Origin of the sequence: Kineococcus halophytocola (genome assembly GCF_041276425.1) — a bacterium.
Taxonomy (GTDB): domain Bacteria; phylum Actinomycetota; class Actinomycetes; order Actinomycetales; family Kineococcaceae; genus Kineococcus; species Kineococcus halophytocola.
The window spans coordinates 116,280-139,662 of record NZ_JBGFTU010000004.1 but is presented as its reverse complement, the minus strand read 5'-3'; the positions used below and the strand labels follow the sequence as shown (position 1 = coordinate 139,662).

Annotated in this window: 20 protein-coding genes; 13 read left to right on the top strand and 7 right to left on the bottom strand. The window is 76.2% G+C overall.

All coding sequences use genetic code 11. The features are described 5' to 3' along the window. Position 1: 1 nt before the first annotated feature. Both AB2L27_RS04730 and AB2L27_RS04725 read left to right on the top strand, forming a co-directional pair. Positions 2-1,312, top strand: coding sequence for a DUF58 domain-containing protein (locus tag AB2L27_RS04730; RefSeq protein WP_370440318.1), 1,311 nt, complete (start codon positions 2-4; stop codon positions 1,310-1,312). Then, positions 1,309-3,648, top strand: a complete 2,340-nt coding sequence (locus AB2L27_RS04725; RefSeq protein ID WP_370440317.1) for a transglutaminase TgpA family protein — start codon at positions 1,309-1,311, stop codon at positions 3,646-3,648. The genes AB2L27_RS04730 and AB2L27_RS04725 overlap by 4 nt, the downstream gene beginning before the upstream one ends. Positions 3,649-3,785: 137 nt before the next feature. On the opposite strand, the gene AB2L27_RS04720 is transcribed toward AB2L27_RS04725, so the two are convergent. From AB2L27_RS04720 to AB2L27_RS04695, 6 genes are all read right to left on the bottom strand, one after another. Further along, positions 3,786-4,184, bottom strand: coding sequence for a DUF3040 domain-containing protein (locus tag AB2L27_RS04720; RefSeq protein ID WP_370440316.1), 399 nt, complete (start codon positions 4,182-4,184; stop codon positions 3,786-3,788). Positions 4,185-4,395: 211 nt separating this feature from the next. Further along, positions 4,396-5,619, bottom strand: coding sequence for a DNA polymerase IV (dinB, locus tag AB2L27_RS04715; RefSeq protein WP_370440315.1), 1,224 nt, complete (start codon positions 5,617-5,619; stop codon positions 4,396-4,398). Between the two features lie 45 nt (positions 5,620-5,664). Beyond that, positions 5,665-6,408, bottom strand: coding sequence for a methyltransferase domain-containing protein (locus AB2L27_RS04710; protein WP_370440314.1), 744 nt, complete (start codon positions 6,406-6,408; stop codon positions 5,665-5,667). Positions 6,409-6,493: 85 nt separating this feature from the next. Next, complete coding sequence (locus AB2L27_RS04705; RefSeq protein WP_370440313.1) at positions 6,494-10,522, bottom strand: DNA polymerase III subunit alpha; 4,029 nt, start codon at positions 10,520-10,522, stop codon at positions 6,494-6,496. Between the two features lie 82 nt (positions 10,523-10,604). After that, positions 10,605-11,042 carry an SAV_6107 family HEPN domain-containing protein gene (locus AB2L27_RS04700; protein ID WP_370440312.1) on the bottom strand — a complete coding sequence of 146 codons (438 nt, stop codon included), beginning with the start codon at positions 11,040-11,042 and terminating at the stop codon, positions 10,605-10,607. A gap of 65 nt (positions 11,043-11,107) precedes the next feature. Further along, positions 11,108-11,527, bottom strand: coding sequence for a DUF6504 family protein (locus AB2L27_RS04695; protein WP_370440311.1), 420 nt, complete (start codon positions 11,525-11,527; stop codon positions 11,108-11,110). A 349-nt stretch (positions 11,528-11,876) separates the two neighbouring features. On the opposite strand from AB2L27_RS04695, the gene AB2L27_RS04690 reads away from it, so the two are divergent. The 8 genes from AB2L27_RS04690 to AB2L27_RS04655 all read left to right on the top strand — a co-directional run bounded on the left by AB2L27_RS04690 (position 11,877) and on the right by AB2L27_RS04655 (position 19,009). Next, positions 11,877-12,503 (top strand): DUF6318 family protein, encoded by a 627-nt coding sequence (locus AB2L27_RS04690; protein ID WP_370440310.1) that lies wholly within the window; start codon positions 11,877-11,879, stop codon positions 12,501-12,503. A gap of 416 nt (positions 12,504-12,919) precedes the next feature. Then, positions 12,920-13,369, top strand: coding sequence for a PKD domain-containing protein (locus AB2L27_RS04685; RefSeq protein ID WP_370440309.1), 450 nt, complete (start codon positions 12,920-12,922; stop codon positions 13,367-13,369). Positions 13,370-13,547: 178 nt separating this feature from the next. Then, positions 13,548-14,054: an aminoacyl-tRNA deacylase gene (locus AB2L27_RS04680; RefSeq protein WP_370440308.1), complete on the top strand. Its 507-nt coding sequence runs from the start codon at positions 13,548-13,550 to the stop codon at positions 14,052-14,054. A 10-nt stretch (positions 14,055-14,064) separates the two neighbouring features. Continuing rightward, complete coding sequence (locus AB2L27_RS04675; RefSeq protein WP_370440307.1) at positions 14,065-14,880, top strand: alpha/beta fold hydrolase; 816 nt, start codon at positions 14,065-14,067, stop codon at positions 14,878-14,880. Between the two features lie 9 nt (positions 14,881-14,889). Next, positions 14,890-15,582, top strand: a complete 693-nt coding sequence (locus AB2L27_RS04670; RefSeq protein ID WP_370440306.1) for a monooxygenase — start codon at positions 14,890-14,892, stop codon at positions 15,580-15,582. A 63-nt stretch (positions 15,583-15,645) separates the two neighbouring features. Then, a complete protein-coding gene (locus AB2L27_RS04665; protein WP_370440305.1) occupies positions 15,646-16,443 on the top strand; it encodes a carotenoid biosynthesis protein in 798 nt (265 codons plus the stop codon). After that, positions 16,440-17,543, top strand: coding sequence for a glycosyltransferase family 2 protein (locus AB2L27_RS04660; protein WP_370440304.1), 1,104 nt, complete (start codon positions 16,440-16,442; stop codon positions 17,541-17,543). Before AB2L27_RS04665 ends, AB2L27_RS04660 begins: the two co-directional genes overlap by 4 nt. Further along, the gene (locus AB2L27_RS04655) at positions 17,540-19,009 is read left to right on the top strand and encodes a phytoene desaturase family protein (RefSeq protein ID WP_370440303.1); all 1,470 of its coding nucleotides are present in this window, start codon (positions 17,540-17,542) and stop codon (positions 19,007-19,009) included. The genes AB2L27_RS04660 and AB2L27_RS04655 overlap by 4 nt, the downstream gene beginning before the upstream one ends. A gap of 15 nt (positions 19,010-19,024) precedes the next feature. Here AB2L27_RS04655 and AB2L27_RS04650 read toward each other — a convergent pair whose 3' ends face one another. Next, a complete protein-coding gene (locus AB2L27_RS04650; RefSeq protein WP_370440410.1) occupies positions 19,025-19,669 on the bottom strand; it encodes a CDP-alcohol phosphatidyltransferase family protein in 645 nt (214 codons plus the stop codon). Positions 19,670-19,770: 101 nt separating this feature from the next. On the opposite strand from AB2L27_RS04650, the gene AB2L27_RS04645 reads away from it, so the two are divergent. The 3 genes from AB2L27_RS04645 to AB2L27_RS04635 are packed head-to-tail and all read left to right on the top strand — an operon-like array spanning position 19,771 to position 23,380. Then, complete coding sequence (locus tag AB2L27_RS04645; RefSeq protein WP_370440302.1) at positions 19,771-20,880, top strand: polyprenyl synthetase family protein; 1,110 nt, start codon at positions 19,771-19,773, stop codon at positions 20,878-20,880. Then, on the top strand, positions 20,877-22,424 hold the full coding sequence (gene crtI, locus AB2L27_RS04640) for a phytoene desaturase family protein (RefSeq protein WP_370440301.1): 1,548 nt from the start codon (positions 20,877-20,879) through the stop codon (positions 22,422-22,424). The genes AB2L27_RS04645 and crtI overlap by 4 nt, the downstream gene beginning before the upstream one ends. Then, positions 22,409-23,380 carry a phytoene/squalene synthase family protein gene (locus AB2L27_RS04635; protein WP_370440300.1) on the top strand — a complete coding sequence of 324 codons (972 nt, stop codon included), beginning with the start codon at positions 22,409-22,411 and terminating at the stop codon, positions 23,378-23,380. Before crtI ends, AB2L27_RS04635 begins: the two co-directional genes overlap by 16 nt. Positions 23,381-23,383 lie beyond the last annotated feature (3 nt).

Genomic DNA, 23,383 nt, shown 5'->3' with positions numbered 1-23,383 from the left:
GGTGAGGACCGGCACCCGGCCCACGGCCCGCGGGTGGGTGTTCACCGCCGTGGGCCTGGTCGTGCTCGTCGGCGCCCCCGCCCTGGGCCAGCGCGACGTCCTGCGCCTGGGGGTGCTCCTGCTCGCCCTCGTCCTGGTCGCGGCGTGGTCCACCGGCCGGGCCGCAAGGACCCTGGAGCTGGTGTCGAGGTCGAAGGACGAGCTCGTCGAGGCCGGGGGGGCCGCCACGGTGCGGCTGTCCGTCCTGGGCCGGGCACGCGCCGGGGTCCGGCTCGTCGTGGAGGACGCGGCCCCCCTGGCGCTCGGGGGGACCACGCGGCTGCCCGTCCCGCGGCTGCGGGCGGGTGAGACCCTCGACCTGGAGTACAGGGTGAGACCGGAGACGAGGGGGTCCTACGCCCTCGGCCCCGCCGACGTCGTCGCCGACGACGTCTTCGGGCTCGTCCGCTCCCGCCGGACGCTGGGGACCTCCGGCGTCCTGGACGTCCTGCCCCGGGTCCACCCCCTGGGCGAGCTCGGGCTGGGCGAGGTCGGCGGCGCCCGCGGGTCCTCGGCCGGGGCGGCCGCCGCCGCCGAGCCCGACGACGTCTCCATCCGCGAGTACCGCGTCGGGGACGACCTGCGCCGCGTGCACTGGCGGTCCACCGCCCGGCGGGGTGCGGTCATGGTGCGTTCGGACGAGCACCCCGGACGCCCCGACGTCGTCGTCCTGCTCGACACCCGCGAGGACGCGCACGCGGGACGGGGAGCCGGTTCCTCGCTGGAGTGGGCCGTCAGCGCGGCCGCCTCCGCGTCGGCCCACCTGCAGCGCCGCCGCCACCGCGTCCGGTTGCTGCACGACGGCGCCTACGACCCCCCGCGCGAGCTGGACGAGACCTCCGCGGCGCGGGGACTGCTGCGCTCGCTGGCCCGGCTGCGCCCCGGCGGGGCCGACGGCCTGGCCCGGTCGGTGGCCCAGCTGGGCCGCACCGAGGCGGCGCTGCTCGTCGCCGTCCTCGGGGACGTCGACGAGGACGACGTCGCCCCCCTGCTGGCCGCCCGCCCCCTGGGGGTGCCGGCGCTGGCCGTGCTGCTGCGGACCCGGGAGTGGGCCGGGACACCGGCCCCCCGCGGCCGGGACGAGGCGGCCGGCGGGCCCGGCGCCGCGCACCCCCTGGAGCGCGTGCGGCTGGTGCTGGCCCGCGCGGGCTGGCGCACCGCCGTCGCCGGTCCGGGCGAGTCCGTGCCCGACGTCTGGGCGCGCCTGACCCGCGCGGACGGCCACGGCCACCACGCCTCACCACCCCCACCCTCCCGGGAGGTCCCGTCGTGACCCGCAGTGCCCGGACCACCCTGTGGGCCGCCGCCGCCAGCGCCGCCGCCGTCCTCACGCTGCACCCGCTCGTCGTCTCCTCCGGCTGGATCGTCGGCGCGCTCGGCACCGTCTGCGCCGTCGCCGGCGCCGGCCTGGTCGTCCGGGGCCTGTTCCACCGGCCGGGGCTGGCCGTGGCCGTCCAGGCGCTGGTGGTGCTGGTCGTGGTCGTCGTCCTGTTCGGCGGCGGGACGGCGCTGCTCGGGGTGGTCCCCACCCCCGCGACGGTGGACCGGATCGCGCAACTGGCCACCGACGGGGTCCAGGTCATCCAGCGCTACAGCGTCCCCGCCGTCGACCTGCGCGGTCTGCGCCTGCTGCTGGTGGCCGGGGCCGGGCTCGTCGCGCTCGCCGTGGACCTCTTCGCCGTCACGCTGCGGAGCCCGGCCCTGGCCGGGCTGCCGCTGCTGGGGGTCATGGCCATCCCCCTCGCCCTCGCCCCGGGAGGGTCCGGCGCGGTCGTCTTCGTCCTGGCGGGGGTGCCCTACCTCGTCCTGCTCGCCGGCGAGCGCCGCTCGGCCGGCCGGGGGCGGGGCACCCGGGGCGGTCGGTCGGTGGCCGGGGTCACCGCGAGCGCCACGGCGGCCGTCGCCCTCGTCGCCGCCGTCGCCGTGCCGGCGGCCGTGCCCGGGCTGGACGAGCGTCCGCTGACGATCGACACCGGGTCCGGCGACACCATCGCCGTCATCAACCCGATCCTGAACCTCAAGGCCTCGCTCGGGGCCCGCTCGGACGCGACGATCGTCACGTACACCACGGACGAACCGGACCCCGCGCCGCTGCGGATCGTGACGGCCGACGTCTTCGACGGCCAGACCTGGGCGCCGAGCACCGGCGCGGACATCCCCCGCCGGCAGCGGGTGCAGGACGGCCTGCCCCCGGCCCCGGGCCTGTCGCAGGCGGTCCGGGACGCCTCGGTCGTGCGGACCACCAGCATCTCGATCCGCGGTCTGGACCAGACCTACCTGCCGCTGCCCTACCCGGCGCTGCGCGTGGACATCCCCGGGAACTGGCTGTACGAGACCGACAGCCTCAACGTCGTCGGGGACGGGGAGACGACCCGGGGACGGCAGTACCGGGTCGAGCACCTGGACGTGCAGCCGACCGAGCAGCAGCTGCGGGAGGCCCCGCAGGCTCCCGGTGACCTCCGGGACCGCTACACCGAGCTGCCGCCGATGCCGGCGGTCGTGGCCGACACGGCGCTGCAGGTGACGGCCGGTGCGAGCGACGACTACGAGCGGGCGGCGCTGCTGCAGCGCTACTTCCGCTCCAGCGGTGGGTTCACCTACTCCACCACGGCCCCCAACGACGGCGGGACCGACGCGGTCGCGACGTTCCTGTCGGAGAAGTCGGGCTTCTGCGTGCAGTTCGCCTCGGCCATGGCGGTGATGGCGCGCTCGCTGGGCATCCCGGCCCGCGTGGCCATCGGCTTCCTGCCGGGCCGGGAGCGCCAGGCCGGGCGGGCCGGGGACCTGAGCCAGTGGCGCATCAGCGCCCAGGACGCCCACGCCTGGCCGGAGCTGTTCTTCGAGGGCGTGGGCTGGGTGCGGTTCGAGCCGACGCCGGCCACCCGCACCGGGCAGTCCCCCGGGTACTCCGTGCCGCAGGTCGCCCCGGCACCCCCGGTCCAGGGGCAGACGGGGGCGACTCCCCCGCCCGCCGCGACCGCCGCGCCCAGCGCGTCGGCCAGCGCGAGCACGCCGAGCGCGACCGACCCCGCCGCCGCGGCGGCGCCCACCGGGTGGGACCGCGTCCTGGCCCTGCCGTGGGGCTGGGTCCTGGGGGCGCTGCTGCTCGTCGTGGCCCTGCTGACCCCCTGGGCGTCCACGCTGCTGCTGACCCGGCGCAGGTGGTCGCGGGTGACGCACGAGCCGTCGTCGGCGGAGGCGGCCTGGGCCGAGCTCGACGACCGGGTCCGCGACCTCGGGATCTCCTGGCCGTCGTCGGCGACCCCCCGGCAGCGGGCGGGGAGCCTGTCGGAGTTCACCGGGTCCGGGTCGGCGGCCGCCGACCGGCTCACCCGGATGCGGGCGGCGGTGGAGAGCGCGCGCTTCGGGGCGGGGACGCCGCCGGCGGGCGCGGGTTCGGCGGGCGCGGGTTCGGCGGGCGCGGGTTCGGCGGGCGCGGTGCTGGTGGGCCGGCGCACCGGCCGGCAGGCGGGCCGACTGGTCCGCGCGGACGTGGACGTGGTCGTCGAGGCCGTCGCCGCGGCCCGGCCGCGCTGGGTGCGGTGGCGGGCCCGGCTCTTCCCCACGGCGGGGGTGCGGCGCGTGCTGGACTGGTGGGACCGGGACTGAGGTCGGCTCCTGTCCCCGGCACCGGTCTCGGGGGCGGTCCCGGCGCCCGCGGCGGGGCCCGGACGTGGAACGGGCGCGGTGGGAGGTCCCACGACGCCCGTTCTGAGCTCACCGCCGTCGCGGCGGTGAGGACGAGTTCACCACTGACCGCGTCTGCGGTCCCAGCGCTGCTCGAGCCGTTCCATGAACGATCCGCTGCGCCGCGACTTCCCCGCTCGCGGCGGGCGCGGAGCGCCCTTGGTGGGAGGCTGCCCGCCGGCCGTGCCGTCCGTCCCCCGGGCCGGTGAGAAGGCCCAGATCGCGCCGGCGAGCATGACGATGAAACCGCCCGCCCCCAGCCAGATCTGGCTCGTGCTGGCTCCGATGATGAGGAGCACGAGACCCACCACGACGGCAGCGGTGCCGACGAGGAGACGGCGCTTGGCGGCGCGTCCGTGGCGGGAACCCTTCATGGCGTTGGCGAACTTGGGATCGTCCGCGGACAGCGCACGTTCCATCTGCTCGAGCAGACGCTGCTCATGTTCCGAGAGCGGCACCTGTACCTCCTGGCGTGCGCACGATGTTGTCCAAGGATATGTCCCTGCAGCGATGGGCGAAACTCGACTTACCACATCGTCTCTCACCGGAGGTCGTGCTGCGGCTCGGTTGGCGTGTCTCGTCCCTCGAACGGGAGAACGACGCAGGGTCGACACCGGTTCCACCGCAGGTCAGGGGCCTGCGCCGCCCGGGTGGGAGGCCGGCGCCCCCTCACCGGCGGGGCAGCAGGGTGGCCGGTCTCACACTCCCGGCGCCGAAGCGGGCACCCGCCCGGTCCACGGCCCCGTCGGCCTCGCGCCAGCCGTGGGTGCGCTCGCCCAGGAGCAGCTGGCGCGGTGCGGTCGCCGAGTCCGCCAGCCCCTCCAGCCGGACCCCGACGAGCCGCAGCCGGGCCCGGTCCAGGGCCAGGGCGTCGAACAGGTCCCGGGCGGTGGCGTGGATCTCCTGCGTCACGTCGGTGCGTTCGCGCAGGGTGCGTGAGCGGGTGATCGTCGTGAAGTCGGCGAACCGGACCTTCAGGACGACCGTGCGCCCCGCCAGGCCCTGGGCCCGGGCGCGCGAGGCGGTCCGCCCGGCCAGGCGCAGCAGCTCCCGGTGCACGTACCGGGGGTCGTCGACGTCGCGGGGGAACGTCTCCTCCGCGCCGATGCTGCGTTCGGGCACCGAGGCGAGGACGCGGCGGGCGTCCCGGCCCCAGGCCAGGGCGTGCAGGTGCCGGCCGGTCGCCTCCCCCAGCCCGCGGACCAGCGTGGTGAGGGGGGTGTGGGCGATGTCGGCGACCGTGCGCAGCCCGAGCCGCCCCAGCGCCTCGGCCGTGCGGTCCCCCACCCCCCACAGCGCCTCGACGGGCAGGGCGTGCAGGAAGGCGACCGTCTGGGCGTGCGGGACGACCAGCAGCCCGTCGGGCTTGGCCCCGCCGGAGGCGAGCTTGGCGACGAACTTCGTCGAGGCCACCCCGACCGAGCAGGTGATGCCCTGCTCGTCGGCGACCCGGTCGCGCAGCAGCTCCCCGATCCGGGTGGGGCTGCCGAGCCGGCGGACCGCCCCGGACACGTCGAGGAAGGCCTCGTCGAGGCTGAGGGGTTCGACGAGGGGCGTGACCGAGCGGAACACCTCCATGACCCCGGCGGAGATCCGCGCGTAGTCCTCGTGGTGGGGCACCAGGACGGTCGCGGGCGGGCACAGCCGGCGGGCGCGGGCCATCGGCATCGCCGCGTGCACGCCGTACCGGCGGGCCTCGTAGGTGGCCGACAGCACGACCCCGCGCTCGCCACCGCCGACGATGACGGGGGTGCCGGCCAGGTCGGGCCGGCGCAGCAGCTCGACCGAGGCGTAGAACGCGTCCATGTCGACGTGCAGCACCGTGCACCCGGTGTCGTCGTCGTCCAGGCCCCAGCCGCCGGCATCGGGGCGCACCAGCTGCCGGCGGCTCACCGGCCACCGCCCCGGGCCACCGGTGCGGCGGGCCCGGCGGTGCGGTCAGCGGGTGGCGTGCAGGTGCAGGTGCCCGGCCAGGTCCAGCAGTTCCCCGGTGCCCGCGGCCCGCGACTCCAGCTCGCGCAGCAGCGCCAGGGCGTCGTCGGACTCGGTGACGGTCGAGGGCACGACGTCGCTGAACGTGCGGGTGCCGTCGACCGCGGTGACGGTGAAGCCGTTCTCCTCGACCAGCGCCGTGGCGCCGGCCCGGTCGAACCGGCGGCGCAGCGGGTCGCTCGGGCCCCAGCGGTGCTCCTCGGTGGACAGGACGTGCAGAGCCTGCCCGAGCTGACCGGCCAGGGCGCGGGCCAGGACGCTGGCCGGCCATTGCGCGACGAGGAGGCTGAGCCGGCCCCCCGGACGCAGGGTCTCGTGGGCGGCGCGGACGGCGGCGGCGGGGTCCTCGACCACCTCCAGGACGCCGTGGCACAGGAGCACGTCGACGCTGCCGGGGGCCAGGAGGGCGGACAGCTCGGTCGCGTCGCCCTGCAGCGGGCGGACCCGGTCGGACAGGCCGGCCTCGACGGTGCGCCGTTCCAGCGCGGCGAGCGCGTCGGGCGAAGGGTCGACGACCACGACGCGGTGCCCCAGGGCCGCCACGCGCACGGCCAGGCCACCGGTGCCACCGCCGAGGTCGACGACGGTGAGCTCCGGGGCACCCAGGTCCGCGCTCGCGGCGGCGAGCAGGCGCTGGACCCCCTCCCAGAGGACCGTCGACGTGCGGGGGCGGCCGCGTTCCTTCGCCACTGGTTCCTCCAGCCTCGTGCGGGTCCTCGTGCTGCGCGCCTCCACCCTAGACACCCCGTGCCGGCCCGTCCGTGCACCACCGCCGTCACCGTCCCGAACTGCCGGAGCTGGAGTGCCAGACCTTGCGCCCGGGGACGCCGTCGGACGGCGGCCCGGCCGGGGCCCGGCCGATGGACCGGGAGTTGCGGCTGTCCTCCCCCGCCGGGGCGAGGTCGGCGTACGGCGACTGCCGGAAGCCGCTGGCGTGCACGAGGACGCGCCGCCGGTCCGGCCCGCCGTCCGCCGGCCCGGGTTGTTCGGGTCCCCCGGGTTCCCCGGGGGACGGGTGCACGGGCGGGTGCGTGGGAGGGGAGGCCACGACGGGCCGGCTGGACCGGCTCGCGGCCGCGCCCCGCGTCGCGGCGCGAGAGTACCGCGGGTCCGGGGCGGTGGCGAGGACCTCGTGCACGGCCTCGACCCCGCCGGCCGTCCAGGTGTCCCACAGCGCGGGCAGTTCCCAGGCGCCGGTGGCCCGCAGCGACACCCCGCGCGGGCCGGTCCGGCGCAGGACGCCCCGCACCAGCAGGAGCCAGGAGCGGAACACCGTCGCGGCGTAGGGCCCCTGGACGTCCTCGAAGAAGGTGGCGTCCAGCGGCCCGGTGGTGTCGTCGAGGGTGAGGAAGACGACCCGGCGCCCGGAGCGGACCGGCGGGGTCTGGGTCGCGACCTTCACCCCGGCGACGAGGAGCTCGGCGCGGCTGCGCCGGGAACGCAGGTCCCGGGCGGGGGTGACCCGCAGCGCCCGCAGCAGCGGGGTGTAGAAGTCGACGACGTGGGCGCTGGCGTCCAGCCCGAGCACGTCCAGCTCGGCGCGGACCCGCTCGGGCCCGGTCATCTCGGGCAGCCCGCTGAGCGTGACCTCCTCGAGGGCGTCGCCGAGGTCGAGGGCCAGCTGCACCGTGCCGGCGGAGCCGGCGACGGGCCGCGCGGCCCGCGACTGGGCGGCCGCGGCCGCCCGGACGTCGAGGTCCCGGCCCTCCGGCCTCCCCTCCGGCCTCCCGCCGACCTGCCGGGGGCTCACGCGGGCGGGCGGGGCACCGGCGGACCGGCTCCAGCGGTCCAGCTCGGCGACCTGCAGCAGCAGGTCGCGCCGGGTGGTCCGGCCGCGCCGCACCGCGGCGTGCCCGGCCCGGCCGACCGGGCGCATCCCGTGCAGGGAGTCCAGCCCACCGGCCAGGACGAGGCGTTCGGCGACCGGTCGGGACGGTCGGGCCCGCTGCCACAGGTCGGCCAGCGACCGGTAGGGCTGACCGGCGACGATGCGTGCCACCTCGGCCGTGGAGATCCCCTTGACGTCGGTGAGCGAGAGGCGGATGCCGAACCCGGTGCCGTCGGCGACCCCGGCGCCGAGCCCGTCGGGGTTGCGCACGCCCCGGCCGCCGAGCCAGGGGTCGCAGGTCCCGGCGCCCCCGGTCGCGTGCCCGGTGACGTGCGGGTCGGGCGGGTCGACCCGCTCCACCCGGTAGGTGTCCCCGGAGTCGTTGACGTCCAGGCCGAGCACGGTGATCCCGAGGTTGCGGGCGTCGTCGAGGATCAGCCGCTTGGGGTACATGCCGGGGTCGTGGGTCAGGACCCCGGCCAGAAACGCCGCCGGGTGGTGGGTCTTGAGCCAGGCCGACTGGTAGGTCGGCAGGGCGAAGGCGGCGGCGTGCGCCTTGCAGAAGCCGAAGGAGGCGAACGCCGTGAGGACGTCCCAGATCCGGTCCACCGTCGCGGCGGGGTAGCCGCGCTCGAGGGCGCGGCGGCGGAACTGCGGTTCCATCTCCTCCTGCCCGCGCCGGGTGCCGAGGTGACGCCGGTACTCGTCGGCCAGGGCGAGGTCGTGGCCGGTCGTGGCCTGGATCAGCTCGATGACCTGCTCGTGGAACACCACGACCCCGCAGGTGGGTTCGAGGACGTGCCTGAGCCGTTCGTCGAGGTACTGCGGCTCGGTCCAGCCCTGTCGGGCCTGGAGGAAGGGCGTGACCATGTCCGACTTCACCGGCCCGGGCCGGAACAGGGAGATGTCGACGATGATGTCGTCGAAGGTCCGGGGCCCGAACTTGCCGACGAGCTCGCGCTGGCCCGGTGACTCGATCTGGAAGCAGCCGAGGGTGCGGGTGGAGCGGATCAGCGCGTAGGTCGCCGGGTCGTCGAGCGGGACCTGGGACCGGTCGTCGAGGTCGACGACGACGTCCTCGACGCGGGCGATCTCCCGCACCGCGTGGGCCATCGCGGACTGCATCCGGATGCCGAGGACGTCGAGCTTGAGCAGCCCCATGTCCTCCACGTCGTCCTTGTCGAACTGGCTCACGGGGAAGCCCTTCCAGCTGGCCTCCACCGGGGTCCGGTCCAGCAGCGCCGGGTTGGACAGCACGACGCCGCAGGGGTGCAGGGCGATGTGGCGCGGGAGGCCGTCGAGGCGTTCGACGAGGTCGAAGAACACGTCGAGACGTTCCTCGCCCAGCCCGCTGCGCCGCAGCTCGGGCAGGTCGGCGACGGCGCTGCGGGCGTCGCGGGCCCGCAGGTGCGGGAACGCGGTGGCGATGGCGTCCACCTCCACCGGGGGCAGGCCCAGCGCCGCCCCGACGTCCCGCACGGCGTGCCGGACCCGGTAGGTGTCCATCATCGACACGCACGTGACGCGGTCGCCGCCGAACCGGTCGAGGACGGCCGCGTAGACGTCCTCGCGGCGGGCGGACTCGACGTCGAGGTCGATGTCGGGCAGCTGGGCGCGCCGCGGGTTGAGGAACCGTTCCATGAGCAGCCGGTGCCCGAGGGGTTCGACGTCGGAGATGCCCAGCAGGTGGTTGACCAGGCTGCCGGCCCCCGAGCCGCGGGCGGCGACCCGCACGTCCATCGCCCGGGTGAGGTCGCAGACGTCGGCGACGGTGAGGAAGTAGCCGGCGAACCCGACCGTGGTGATGGTGTCGAGCTCGTCGTCGAGGCGGCGCCGGACCTTCGCCTCCAGCGTGCGGGCGGCCCCCGGGTAGCGGCGGGCGATCCCCGCCTCGCAGCGTGCGCGCAGGACCGCGTCCTGGTCGGTGTCGCGGGTCAACCCGAGCGCCTCGGGGTCGGGCAGGTGGTGCCTGCCGATGCCGAGGTCGGCCGCCGGGTCCTGCACGGCCCGGTGGGCCAGGGCGGTGGTCGCGGCGAGCAGGTCGGCGGCCGCTGAGGGGTCGCCGGCGGCGTGGGCGACGTCGGCCGCGGTGCGGACCATGTCGGCGGTGGGCAGGAGGTGGCCCTGCCCGCTGAGTCGGTCGGTGTGCCGGGTGTCCAGCGGCACCAGGCGGCGGACGGCGTCGAGCAGGTCGGCCGTCGGAGCGCCCTCGGGCCCGGCGGACCGGGCGGCGGCCGTCAGGACGGCCGGGACCCCGGCGGCACGGGCGAAGGAGAGCATCCGGGCGGCGTGCTCGACGCTGCCGGCCGTTCCCGGCGGGGCGTGGTGGCAGACCACCTCCACGTGCGGGGAGCCGGGCGGCAGCACCGCGCGCCAGCGGCGCAGGACCGCGTGGGCGAGGTCGTCGCGGCGGGCCAGCAGGGCCCGGCCGAGCTCGGACCCCGGCCCCAGCAGGACCGCCAGCGCGGGCCGGCCCTCGGCGCCGGCGGCGTGGGCGCCGACGAGGTCGGGACTGCTGACGGGGGTGCCCCGCACCCCGCCCAGGTGGGTGGCGCTGACCAGCCGGCACAGCGCCGCCCACCCCCGGCCGGCGCCGGCGTCGTCGGCGCCGAGGGCCAGGACGGTGACGCGCGGGAGCCGCGGGTCGACCACCGCACCACCGCGGGCCGGGGCGCGGGAGGCCCTGCGGCGCACCGCGACCGAGGGGTCGGCCCAGGCGGGCAGACCGCCCGCCAGCCCCGTCGGGCGCGTGGCGAGGTCGACCCCGAGGACGGGGGCCAGCCCCGCCTCGCCGCAGGCGCGGACGAACTTCACCGCGCCGTACAGGCCGTCGCGGTCGGTCAGGGCCAGGACCGGCATCCCGAGGTCGGCGGCCCGGGCGACGAGGGCGGTGGGGGTGCAGGTGCCGTACCGCAGGGAGTACCCCGAGGCGACGTGCAGGTGCGGGAACGGTGCTGCGGGTGGTGCGGTGGTCATGGGACGTCCTTCGGAACGCGCCCGTGGGGAAGACCGGGTGGTGCGGGGTTCTGGGCCTGCGCGGGGGCCCGCGCAGGCGGGGTCAGCCGGCGAGCGGTGGCAGGGCGCTGAGCCCGAGCGCGGTCTCGACGACGCGGTGGAACCGCTCGGCGTGGACGAGCAGGTCGTCGGCGGCCGCGGCGTCCACGACCCCGGTGCGGCCGGCCTCGACCGCCGAGCGGGCCGCGGCGGTCGCGGCGAACCGGTCGGCCCACTCCTGCAGGGCCGGGTCGAGGGCGGGCAGCATCTCCCAGACGCTGCGGGGGCCCCCGCTGCGCCGGCCGCGGGCGGGCCGGCCGTGCACGGCGACGATCGCGGCCCCGGCCCGCAGCGCGGCCAGGTGGGCGTGGACGTACCGCTCGGCCGCGTCCTGGGTGCGCAGCGCCGCGACCAGCTCGTCCTCGCAGCGGGCGAGGAGGTCGAGGGCGGCCGTCGTCAGCGGGCGCGGGACGCCCGCAGGGACGGCGACGGTGGTGGACATCGCGTTCTCCTTCAGGTCGTGCGGTCTGGACTGCAGGTCGGGTCGATCGGTGGTCGCCGTCGGCCTCAGTCGCTGACGCGCAGCAGCTGCCAGTCCTCCGACGTCCTGGGGGAAGAGGTACCAGCGACCTCCGACACGGCCGCCGTCCCCGGGGTGACGGCGCGCGCGAGGTCGTAGACGCCGGCCCCGCCGACCCGGCCGACGCTGGCCTCGACGCGGAAGACCTCCCGTTCGAGGTCGCCGACCGTCAGGCCCCGGCGGGCTGGGCGTCCGGCGGGTCCGGGGCCGGCCTCCTCAGCGGCGTCGCCGTGGACGGCGGCCACGGCCGCGTGCTCCCACCAGGCGCTGCGCTCGCGCCAGCGGGAGAGCACCTCGCGCACCACGTAGAGCCGTCCGCGCCAGATGAACTGCACCGGGGCCCGCCCCCCGTCCGCGTCGTCGTAGCGGACGTGCACCTCGTCGGAGAACCGTCGCACCGCGCTCACCCTTCCCCTCTCTCGAGCCGGCACCGCGACGGAGCGCGCGGTGCGGCGAGCCGGGGGAAGCGGCCCGCGAGAACGCACTCGGGGCGCGGCCCGCGGGGCTTCCCCTCCCCCCGGACCGCGCCTCGAGCGGTCTCATCGTGTTCGAACACCGGTTCGAACACATCTCGAAGCTACACCACCGACCTCAGGACACGTCAACGGCGAACCGGGTTGTCCACACGACGCAGAGTCGAGCGCCAGCGACGGAGGGTCAGCAGTCGCGAGGCGTCACCCGGACGGCCCAGCACCTGTCCACAGCAGCCCGTCCAGCGGCTCCGCACGCCTCCCCCGACGTGCGACCGTGCGAGGCGTGACCCCCGCCCGCCCCCTCGTCGCGACCGCCGCCGGACTCGCCCTCGCGGGTCTGCTCGCGAGCTGTTCGAACGCGACCCCGCCGGCCCCGGAACCCGCCGCCCCGGCCACTGCGACGGCCACCGGGGGAACCCGCCACGAGCACGATGCGGGAACGCTCAAGGCGACAAGTAGCCGAACCCCCGCGGCGACCATTTCGCAGCCGCCACCTCCCGCGCGAGACGAACTCATCGATGTGCACGATGAAACCGGCGCCAGCCTCTTTGCAGCATATTTTCTTCGTGTCCTCAACCATGCTCGAGCGACCGGCGACTCCTCGACGCTGCACTCGATTTCGATTGATTCGTGCACCGGGTGCAAATTCTACGCTGACGTTGTCGACGAGTACCAAAAGAGGGGTTACACAACCCCTGAGTTCGTGCTGCAGTTCATCGGTACGAGTGTCGATGCCTGGGACCCTGAATCCGGGTACGCGAGACTCACCGTCACAGTTGACCGACCGGGCTACAGCACATTCGACCGAAGTGGGTCGCTTATTAGTTCCGACGAAGCTGACCCAGGCGCAGAATTTTGGATTGAAGTCGCCTGGCGCGATGAACACTGGATGGTACTGGAGGTCGAATGACCTGGTTCCTCACCCGCCCCTGGGTCCATGTCTTCACACTGGCCTTGCTGACTTTTCTTTTTGTCCTAGCACTCGACACAAGACCCGCGACAGCAGCGAACCCCCCGCAAAACTCGTCTGCGATCGCCACCGACGACAAGGTTTCGATCGGTGCAAGAAGAACCACGAAGCCCACTGCCGCAACACCACAGCAGGGTTCGCGCCAAAAAGAATCCCCGCCCACCACCGTCGTCCGACTCCCCGCCTGCAGCCGCAACGGACCGGAAGCAGGATTCACCGACAACGACTGCAGAGCCTCGCGCAGCAACTGCCCACCCGGCCAAGCGCTCCTCACCACCTGGACCCAGACCGGTGCCGATCCCCGGTGGATCAACCAGGGCTCACGCTGCACGGCCGAGGCCGCGGACGCCGCTCCCGTGGCCCTGCCCGCCGTGACCGTCGCGGACCTGCGACGGGTGGGCCTGCCGGCCAGCCCCGTGCACCTGCAACCGGGCGACGGCCAGGCCCTGCTCAACGTCCCCCTCGTCCTGCGCACCACGGGCGGGACGGTGGTCCGCGACACCACCGTCCTCGGCTTCCCCGTCCGCATCCGCGCCACCCCGTCGAGCTGGACGTGGGACCTGGGCGACGGCACCCGCCTCGGGCCCACGAGCGACCCCGGCCGCCCCTACCCGCAGCAGACCCTCACCCACACCTACACCACCCCCGGGGACCGGGCGGTGACCCTGACGACCACGTGGACCGGGGAGTACACGATCGCCGGGCTGCCCTACCGGCCCATCGAGGGCACGGCCACCACGGTCTCCCCCGGGGTCGGCGTCCACGTCCTCGCCGGGCGCAACGTCCTGACCGTCCCGGACGGCTGACCCGGACGGCTGACCCGGACGGCTGACCCGGACGGCTGACCCGGACGGCTGACCCGGCGGACCACGACGGTGGAACGTCACACCGGCGGGCCGTTCGGCGCGACGGGGGTCGAGAACGGTTCTACGGTGAGGGTGCATGAGGTGGACGGTGCGCCAGGACCCCCCCGAGGGTGGTGCCGTGGCGACCACGCCCGCGAGCACCCACCTCCCCGTGCTGGACGTCCCCGCCGTGGAGAGCACGGCGGAGGCCCTGCTCGACCTCGACGCGGCCGGCGAGGTCGTGGAGGTCCCTCCCACCCTGCGGGGCCCGGCGGAGCTGGCCCGGCACCTGGGGGTCCCCTTGGCCGCGGTGGCGGCCACCGCGGTGCTGCGCACGCGCGAGGACCGGCACCTGTTCGTCATCTCCTCCGCGACGCACCCGCTGGTCGCGCCGGCGCTGGCGGCCGTGCTGTGCGAACCCGAGCTGTTCCGCGGCGACGACGCGGACGTGCTGCGGCGCACCGGTTCGGTCCTGGGCGCGGCCTCCCCGCTGGGTCTGGCCGACCCGCTGCCGACCTTCGTCGACGTCGCCTTGGCCCCCCACCCCGAGGTCTGGGTGCCGGCGGGCCACCCGCACGCGGTCTTCCGCACCCGCTACGACGAGCTCCTGCGCCTGACGGGCGGGCACCCCGTCGAACTGGGGTGACGGGACGGGGATGCCCGAACTGCTCGAGGGGTTCGCCGTCCGGCGGGCCGGGTCGGCCGACCCCGCGGACCCGCTGCTCGTGCTCGTGCACGGGCTGGGTGGCGCCGGGACCGCCTGGTCGCTGCTCGTGCCCCACCTGGCCGCCGACCACCGTCTCCTGCTGCTCGACCTGCCCGGGCACGGTCAGGCCCCGCCGCTCCCCCCGGCCTCGATGACGCCGCGGGCGCTGGGTGAGCGCCTGCGCCGCTTCGCCGCGGCGCAGGGTGGGGGCGTGCACCTCGTGGGTCACTCCCTGGGCGGGTGGGTGACGCTGGAGGCCGCGGCCGGGGACCGGGACGGTGTCGTGGCCGACGTCACGGCGTTCGCCCCGGCGGGCCTGTGGACCACGCCCCGCCGCCGGCCCCCGTTGCTGCCCACCGGCCAGCAGTTCGCCCGGTGGGCCGGCCGGCTGCCACCCCGGGTGGTCACGACCCGGCTCGGTGTCACCCTCGCGCTGGGGGCCACGAGCACCGCGCCCCGCAGCCTGCCCGTCGCGGTGGTCCGGGACGCGCTCAGCGCCATCGCCACCGCCCCCGGGTACGTGGCCGCCGACGCGGGCATCGCGGCGGCCGCCTTCACCCGCGCGTCCGAGGTCACCGTCCCCGTGACCGTGGTGGCCGGCGGGCGCGACCGCGTGCTGCCCCCGTCGTTCTGCCGGCGCGAGGCCGCCCCCGCGCACACGCGGTGGATCGAGTGGCCGGACTGCGGGCACGTCCCGACGTGGGACCACCCGGCCGAGTGCGCCCGGGTGGTGCGCGAGCAGGTGGACGGACCCGACCGCGGATAGCCTCACCGCGTGAGACCCCCCGAACTCGTGACGCTGGACGTCTGGACCGTTGCAGCGCACGATGTTCCGCGCGCCGTGTGGCGGATGGCGGCCGACCGCCGCGCGCTGCGGCGGTTGCCCGGGGCGGGGTTCGCCAAGCTCCTGGGCACCGGGGACGGCACGACCTTCACCGTCCGCGACGCCGATCCGCTGCGCTGGGCGGCCCTGGTGGCGTGGGACCGCGCCGCCGACGCCGACCGCTTCGACACCTCGGCCCCGGCACGGGCCTGGGGCCGGATCGCGCGTGAGCACGCCCAGTTCCGCCTCGCCCCGGCCGGCAGCCGGGGACGGTGGTCCGGGCGCGAACCCTTCGGCCCGGCCCCCCACCCCCCGCAGGACGGGCCCGTCGCCTCCATCACCCGGGCCCGGCTGCGACCGGCGAGGGCGGCCTCGTTCTGGCGGGCGGTGCCGCCGGTGGCCCGGGAGCTGCACACGGTCCCCGGCCTGCGGTGCGCGTTCGGGATCGGGGAGGCGCCGCTGGGCTACCAGGGGACGTTCTCGGTGTGGGACTCCACCGACGCGCTGCGCGGGTTCGCCCACGGGCGGGCCGCCCACCGCGACGTCATGCGGCGCACGCCGACCGAGGGCTGGTACGCCGAGGAGCTGTTCGCCCGGTTCGCGGTGCTGGAGGTCCGCGGCACCCTCGACGGCCGCACCCCGTGACCCCGCCCGGGCCGCCCGGGCCCCGGAGAGCCCGTGTCCGACCCCGCTCCTAGAGTGCTCGACGTGCCCACCTCCTGGTCCCGGACGCTCAGCGGCGCCTTCACGGCCGGGGCCGTGCTGTCCCAGGTCGCCCACCCGCTGCTGCGCGGGGAGAGCCTGCGCCGGACCACGATCGGGTCGGTCGTCACCTTCGCCGCGGCGTCGGTGACCGACGCCGCGCGCCGGGGCGGGCCGCGCGCGGCCGCGACGACGCTCGCCGTCGCCGGGGGGCTCGGGCTGCTCGCCGAGGCCGTGGGGACGCGCACGGGCCGGCCGTTCGGGCGGTACCGCTACGCCGGGACGCTGGGGCCGCAGGTGCTCGACGTGCCCGTCGTGGTGCCGCTGGCGTGGACGATGCTGGCCCACCCCGCGGTGCGGCTGGGCCGGCACCTCGCGCGGGACCTGCCCGCCGGCACCCGGGACGTGGCCACCGTCGCCACCGCGGCGTGGACCCTCGCCTCCTGGGACCTCTTCCTGGACCCGCAGATGACCGCCGCCGGGCACTGGGCGTTCCAGACGCCGCGACCGCACCTGCCGGGGGTCCCCGGGATCCCGCTGAGCAACTACGCCGGCTGGCTGCTGACGGCCGCGGCCATCTGCGGGGCCGTGCACGCCACCACCCGGGACACCCCCGGCACCGGGGAGGTCCCGCCGCAGACGGTCCCGGCCGTCCTGCTGGGCTGGACGTGGCTGGGTTCCACGCTCGGCAACGCCGTGTTCTTCCGGCGGCCGGTGGTCGCGGCCTACGGCGGGGTCGCCATGGGTCTGACCGTCCTGCCGTACCTGCGCTCGGTCCTGCCCGGGCGGGGCACCCGCCCGTGAGGGTCTGGCGCGCCCTGACCTGGGCCGGGTCCGCGAGCGCCGTGGCGCTGACCGTGCACTCCCTGCTCAACGCCCGGGGGCTGCGGGTCCCGGTGCTGGACCCGCCGCCGGCGCCGGGGCGGGTCAGCGTGCTCGTGCCCGCGCGCGACGAGGAGGTGGACCTGCCGGCGTGCCTGACGTCCCTGCTGGACCAGGTCCAGGTCCCCGACTACGAGGTCGTCGTCGTCGACGACGCCTCCACCGACCGGACGGCGGAGGTGGTCGAGGCGTTCGCGGCGGCCGACCCGCGGGTGCGGCTGGTGCGCAGCGCCGGGCCGCCGCCGGGGTGGCTGGGCAAGACCTCGGCGTGCGAGCGGGCGGCCGGGCAGGCCACCGGTGGGGTCCTCGTCTTCGTCGACGCCGACGTCGTCCTGGCCCCGCACGCGGTGGCCGCCGCGGTGGACCTGCTGCGTCGCGCGGGGCTGGACGTGGTGTGCCCCTACCCCCGTCAGCTCGCGTTGACGTGGAGCGAACGCCTCGTGCAGCCGCTGCTGCAGTGGTCGTGGTTGACGACGCTGCCCCTGCGGGCGGCGGAGGTCTCCCCGCGGCCGTCGCTGACGGCGGCGAACGGGCAGTTCCTCGTCGTGGACGCCGCGGCCTACCACCGGGCCGGCGGGCACGGGGGCGTGCGCGCCGAGGTGCTCGACGACCTGGCGCTGCTGCGGGCGGTCAAGGCCGTCGGCGGGCGCGGTGGGGTCACCGACGGGACGACCCTGGCCACGTGCCGGATGTACGACGGCTGGGGTGACCTGCGGGCGGGGTACGTGAAGTCGTTGTGGTCCGCGTTCGGCTCGGCACCGGCGGCCGCGGTGGTGGGGGCCGGGCTCGCGGTGACGTACCTCGTCCCGCCGGCCGCGGCCCTGACCGGCTCCCCGGTCGGCGCGGTCGGCTACCTCGCCGGGGTGGTGGGCCGGTACGCGGCGGCCGAGCGCACCGGGGGGCGGTCGGTCCCCGACGCGTTCTGGCACCCCGTCTCGGTGGCGTTGCTGCTGGGGTTGCTCGGTGACTCCTGGCGCCGTCGGCGCCGCGGCGGCCTGGTGTGGAAGGGGCGGTCGCTGTGAGCCGAGTGGTCGTCGTCGGCGCCGGGTTCGGCGGGTTGTCGGTCGCGGCGCGCCTGGCCGCGCAGGGGCACACCGTCGAGGTCTTCGAGCAGGGCCCGGAGGTGGGCGGCAAGCTCGGCTGGTTCAGCCGGGACGGCTTCTCCTTCGACACCGGCCCGTCGTTGCTGACGCTGCCGGCGGTCCAGCGCGACCTCTTCCTCAAGACCGGGGACCCGGTGGAGTCCGTGCTCGACGTCGTGCAGCTGGACCCGGTGGCGCACTACCGGTTCGCCGACGGGACCGAGCTGGACCTGCCCGGGGGCGGGCTGCCGCAGGTCGCCCGCGCCCTGGACGACGCGCTCGGGGCGGGTACGGGCGCGCAGTGGACGGCCTTCCAGCGCCGCGCGGCGCAGATCTGGGACGTCGCCCGCGAACCGTTCCTGGAGTCGGCGCTCCAGGGCCCGCGGACGCTGCTGCGGCTGGCGCGGGACGTGGGCGGGCTGCGGACGGTCGCGCCGTGGTCCTCGCTGCGGGGCGTGGGCCGGCAGTACCTGCGCGATCCGCGGCTGCGGACGCTGCTGGACCGCTACGCCACCTACTCCGGGTCCGACCCGGGCCGGGCGCCGGCGGCGCTGGCCACCGTCCCGTTCGTCGAGCAGACCTTCGGGGCCTGGTACGTGCGCGGGGGCCTGCACCTGCTGGCGCAGGCGGTGGCCGACCGCGCCCGCGAGCGCGGGGCGCGCATCACGACGGGCGCCCCCGTGGACCGGGTGCTGGAGGAGGGTGGCCGGGCCGCGGGTGTGCGGCTGGCCGACGGCACGCAGGTGCGCGCCGACGTCGTCGTCTCGGCGGTGGACGCGGCCCGGCTCTACGGCGACCTGCTGCCGCGGCCCCGGTTGCGGCCGCCGCGCCGGCTGCGGTCCAGCTCGGGGTTCGTGCTGCTGCTGGCCCTGGACGGGCGCACGCCGGGCCTGCGCCACCACACCGTGCTGTTCCCCGACGACTACGACGCCGAGTTCGCCGACCTGGCCGCGGGGCGGCCCGTGGCGGACCCGACCGTCTACGTGAGCGCCCCCGACGATCCCGCGCTGCGCCCCTCGGAGGACACCGAGGCGTGGTTCGTGCTGGTCAACGCACCGGTGCACGACCCGGAGCACGGCGGGACCGACTGGCGCTCGGGCGACCTCGTGCGCCGGCACACCGACGTCGTGCTGGACGCGCTCGCCCGCCGCGGGCTGGACGTGCGCTCCCGGCTGCGCTGGGCGGAGGTCCGCACGCCCGCCGACCTGGAGGAGCGCACCGGCAGCGACGGCGGCGCGATCTACGGGACGGCCAGCAACGGGGCGCGCTCGGCGTTCCTGCGCCCGGCCAACCGCTCCCCCGTGCCGGGGCTGTTCCTCGTGGGCGGGTCCTCACACCCCGGCGGCGGGCTGCCGCTGGTGGGCCTGTCGGCGCGCATCGTCACCGACCTCGTCGGCCCCGCGTGAGGTGCTGCAGGCGGGTCAGAGCCGGCGGTTGACGGCCCCGGCCACCTGGAGGAGGCCGATGAGGCCGAGCACGGCCCAGACGCCGGCCCCCAGGGTGGCCCAGTCGAGCCAGACGACGATGGCGGTGGCGATGGAGCAGCTGGCCGCGACGGCGAGGCGGACGGGGCGTTCGGCCACCGACACGATGGTGACGTCCTCCACGCCCAGGCCCTGGGCGCGGGCCCGGACGTACTCCTGCAGCTGCGCCAGCCCGCCGGCGAGCAGGGCCAGCCAGGCGGGGGCCCCGCAGGCCCACAGCACGACCGCGCACGCGGCGTCACCGACCCGGTCGGAGGTGGCGTCGAGCAGGGCACCGCGGCGCGAGGTGCGGCCGGTCATCACGGCCACGGCGCCGTCGAGGTTGTCGAAGACCCCCGCGAGGGCGAGCAGCACCCCGGCCCCGACGGCGGCGGCCCCGCCGCGCCCCCCGGCGACCGCGAGCGCGGCGGCGGCGAGGGCCAGGGCGGTCCCGGCCAGCGTGACCACCGAGGGGGGTGCGCCGGCCACGGCCAGCGGGCGGGCGAGGGCGTGGGTACCGCTGAGCCAGCCGCGCACGAGCGCGTTGGCGTGCGTGCCGCCGTGCAGCGCGCTCCAGCGCTGCAGGTACGCCTCCCGGTCCATCACCACGGTCCCCACGGTAGGAGACGACCCCCCGTGACCTGCCGGTGACCAGCGACGACGTGCGTTCGCCCGTGCCGGTGGTGGTGCCTAGAGTGCCCCCTGTGCCGCCCACCCCCAGTGTCGAGACCACGGCCGCCCTCCGGACGACGGCCGAGCTGCGGACCGCCGTGTCGACGGTCCTCGAGGAGTTCCTGCACGACCAGGCCGCCGTCCTGCGGGAGGTGGGCGCCGAGTGCGACCCCGTCCTGGACGCGATCTCGTCCCTGCTGCGCGGGGGCAAGCGGTTGCGGCCCGCGTTCTGCTTCTGGGGCTACCACGGCGTGCCCGGCGCCCCGCCGCAGGAGGGGGTCGTGACCGCGGCCGCCGCCCTGGAGCTGTTCCAGGCCGCGGCGCTGATCCACGACGACGTCATGGACGACTCCGACACGCGCCGCGGCCAGCCGGCCGTGCACCGCCGGTTCGAGGCGCTGCACCGCGAGCAGGACTGGGAGGGCAGCCGCAGCCGCTTCGGGCTCGCCGGCGCGGTCCTGGCCGGGGACCTGTGCCTGGGCTGGAGCGATGAGCTGTTCTCCCGCAGCGGGCTGCCCGCCGAGGCCGTGCTGCGCGGGCGCCGCGTCTTCAACACGATGCGCACCCAGCTCATGGGCGGGCAGTACCTCGACATGCTGGAGCAGGCGTCCTCCTCCCAGCGCGGCAGCGACGGTGCGGTCGACCGCGCGCGCCGCGTCCTGACGTTCAAGAGCGCCAAGTACTCCATCGAGCACCCGCTGCTGCTCGGCGGCTCCCTGGCCGGCGCCTCGACGGACCTGTTGGCGGACTACTCCCGGTTCGGCCTGGCCCTGGGCGAGGCCTTCCAGCTGCGCGACGACGTGCTGGGCGTGTTCGGCGACCCGTCCGAGACGGGCAAGCCGGCCGGTGACGACCTGCGCGAGGGCAAGCGGACCGTCCTCGTCGGACTGGCCGTGCAGCACGCGACCCCCGCGCAGGCCGAGACGGTGCGCCGGCTGCTGGGGGACCCCGACCTGACGACGGAAGGTGTGGACACGTTGCGAGACGTCCTGACGGACACCGGTGCCCTGGCGGGGGTGGAGGAGCTGATCGGCCGGCAGGTCGAGGTGGCGTGCCGGACCCTCGACGGCGCCGACCTCACCGAGGACGCGCGCGGGGCGCTGCACGCCCTGGTCGTGGCGGCCACGAGCAGGCGCTCGTGAGCGCCCTGCAGAACGCCCTGGACTGGCTGCCGGGCCGGACCCGGCACGTGACCGGGCGCACGGACGACGTCGTGGTCGTCGGGGCGGGCCTGGCCGGGCTGTCCGCCGCGATGCGGCTGGCCGGGGCCGGCCGCAACGTCACGGTGCTCGAGCGCGAGGACGTCCCGGGCGGCCGGGCGGGCCTGGTCGTCAAGGACGGGTACCGCTTCGACACCGGCCCGACGGTCCTGACGATGCCCGACCTCATCGCCGACTGCTTCGACGCGCTCGGTGAGGACATGCACGACTGGCTGGACCTGCACCCGGTGGACCCGCTGTACCGGGGCAACTTCGCCGACGGCACCGCGCTGCACGTCTCGGCGGACGTGGAGCGCACGGCGGTGGCGATCGGTGAGCTGTGCGGGCCCGCGGAGGCCGACGGCTACCGGCGCTTCGTCGACCACGTCGCGAACCTGTACCGCTGGGAGATCCGCGACTTCATCGACAGCAACATCGACACCCCGCTGGACCTGCTCAAGCCGAACCTCGTGCGGCTGCTGGCCGCCGGGGGGTTCAAGAAGCTGGCGCCCGAGGTCGGCACGTTCCTCAAGGACCCCCGCACCCAGCGGATGTTCTCCTTCCAGGCCCTCTACGCGGGGTTGTCGCCCTACGACGCCCTGGCCCTGTACGCGGTCATCGCGTACATGGACTCCGTGGCCGGGGTGTTCTTCCCCAAGGGCGGCATGCACGCCCTGCCGACGGCGATGGCGGCGGCCGCCGAGAAGCACGGTGTGCAGTTCCACTACGGCGCCACGGTGGACCGCGTGGAGCGCGAGGGCGGGCGCGCGAGGGCCGTCACCACGACGGACGGGCGCCGGTTCCCGGCCGACGTCGTCGTCCTCAACCCCGACCTGCCCGTGGCGCGCGAGGAGCTGCTCGGGAAGCCGGTGCGCCGCACCCTGTCCTACTCCCCCAGCTGCTACCTGCTGCTGGCCGGGTCCTCGAAGGACTACCCGGACCCGGTGCACCACTCGATCCACTTCGGGACCGCGTGGAAGGAGGTGTTCGCCGAGCTGCTCGACGGGCGCCTCATGAGCGACCCGTCGGTGCTCGTGTCCCGCCCGACGGTCTCGGACCCGTCGCTGGCGCCGGCGGGCAAGCACATCTACTACGTGCTGTTCCCGACCCCGTCGCTGTCGGCGGGCTCGTCCCGGCTGGACTGGGACCGCATCGGGCCGCGCTACCGCGAGCACGTCATGGAGGTGCTGGAGCAGCGCGGGTACCCCGGGTTCGCCGAGGGCGTCGAGGTCGAGGACGTGACGACCCCGGCCGACTGGGAACGCCGCGGCATGGCCGACGGCGCCCCCTTCGCGGCCGCGCACTCCTTCCGCCAGACCGGCCCGTTCCGGCCCGGCAACCTGTGGGGGGAGAACGTCGTGTTCACCGGCTCGGGCACCCAGCCCGGGGTGGGGGTCCCGATGGTCCTGGTCTCCGGGCGCCTGGCCGCCGAGCGCGTCACCGGCCGGGACCGCGCCTACCGCTCGCGCGCGTGGCGGAGCGCGTGATCCCCCGCAGCAGCGCGGTCTGCCTCGACGCCGCCGCCCGGGACGACCCGGCCCTGCTGGAGGAGGACCTGCGCGAGGCGTTCGAAGCGTGCCGCCTCCTGCACGCCGAGCACGGCAAGACGTACTACCTCGCCACGCTCCTGCTGCCCCCGGCCAAGCGCCCGTACGTCTGGGCGCTGTACGGCTTCGCCCGGTACGCCGACGAGTTCGTGGACTCCCTCACCGACCCGGACCCGGACGCCCTCGTGCGCTGGTCGGAGGAGTTCCTCGCCTCCCTGGACTCCCGCGACGCGCCCGAGCCCGTCGGCCGCGCGATGGCGGCGACCATGCGGCGCTGGGACCTGCCGCGGGCGCACGTCGAGGCGTTCCTGGAGTCCATGCGGATGGACATCACCACGACCGGGTACGCCACGTACGAGGACCTGCGCCACTACGTGTACGGCTCGGCGGCCGTCATCGGGCTGGAGATGCTGCCCGTCCTGGAACCGCTGACCCCGGAGGCGGCACCGCGGGCCCGGGCCCTGGGAGAGGCGTTCCAGCTGACGAACTTCGTCCGCGACGTCGGGGAGGACCTGGACCGGGGCCGCGTGTACGTCCCCGAGGAGGACCTGACCCGCTTCGGCCTGACCCGCGAGGACCTGTTCGCGGCGCGGGCCGCGGGCACGACCCCGCAGGCGGTGCGCGACGTGCTCGCCTTCGAGGCCGCCCGGACGCGGGAGCTGTACGCCTACGCCGAGCCGGGGATCGACATGGTCCACCCCACGTCGCGGGACTGCCTGCGCACGGCGTACCTGCTCTACGGCGGCATCCTCGACGAGGTCGAGGCCGCCGGGTTCGACGTGCTCGCGCGCCGGGTCAAGGTCGGGATGGGCCGGCGGCTGGCCGTGGCCGTGCCGGGCCTGGTCCGGGCGCGCCTCGCCCGCTGGGACGAGGCGCGCTGGACGACGGCGTCCTGACCC

Coding starts and splice junctions, on each gene's coding strand:
- AB2L27_RS04700 (WP_370440312.1), bottom strand. CDS start 11,042: ATGTCCACCACCGTCGCCGTCCCTGCGGGCGTCCCGCGCCCGCTGACG.
- AB2L27_RS04650 (WP_370440410.1), bottom strand. CDS start 19,669: ATGGACCGGGAGGCGTACCTGCAGCGCTGGAGCGCGCTGCACGGCGGC.
- AB2L27_RS04675 (WP_370440307.1), top strand. CDS start 14,065: ATGCCCGAACTGCTCGAGGGGTTCGCCGTCCGGCGGGCCGGGTCGGCC.
- AB2L27_RS04705 (WP_370440313.1), bottom strand. CDS start 10,522: ATGACCACCGCACCACCCGCAGCACCGTTCCCGCACCTGCACGTCGCC.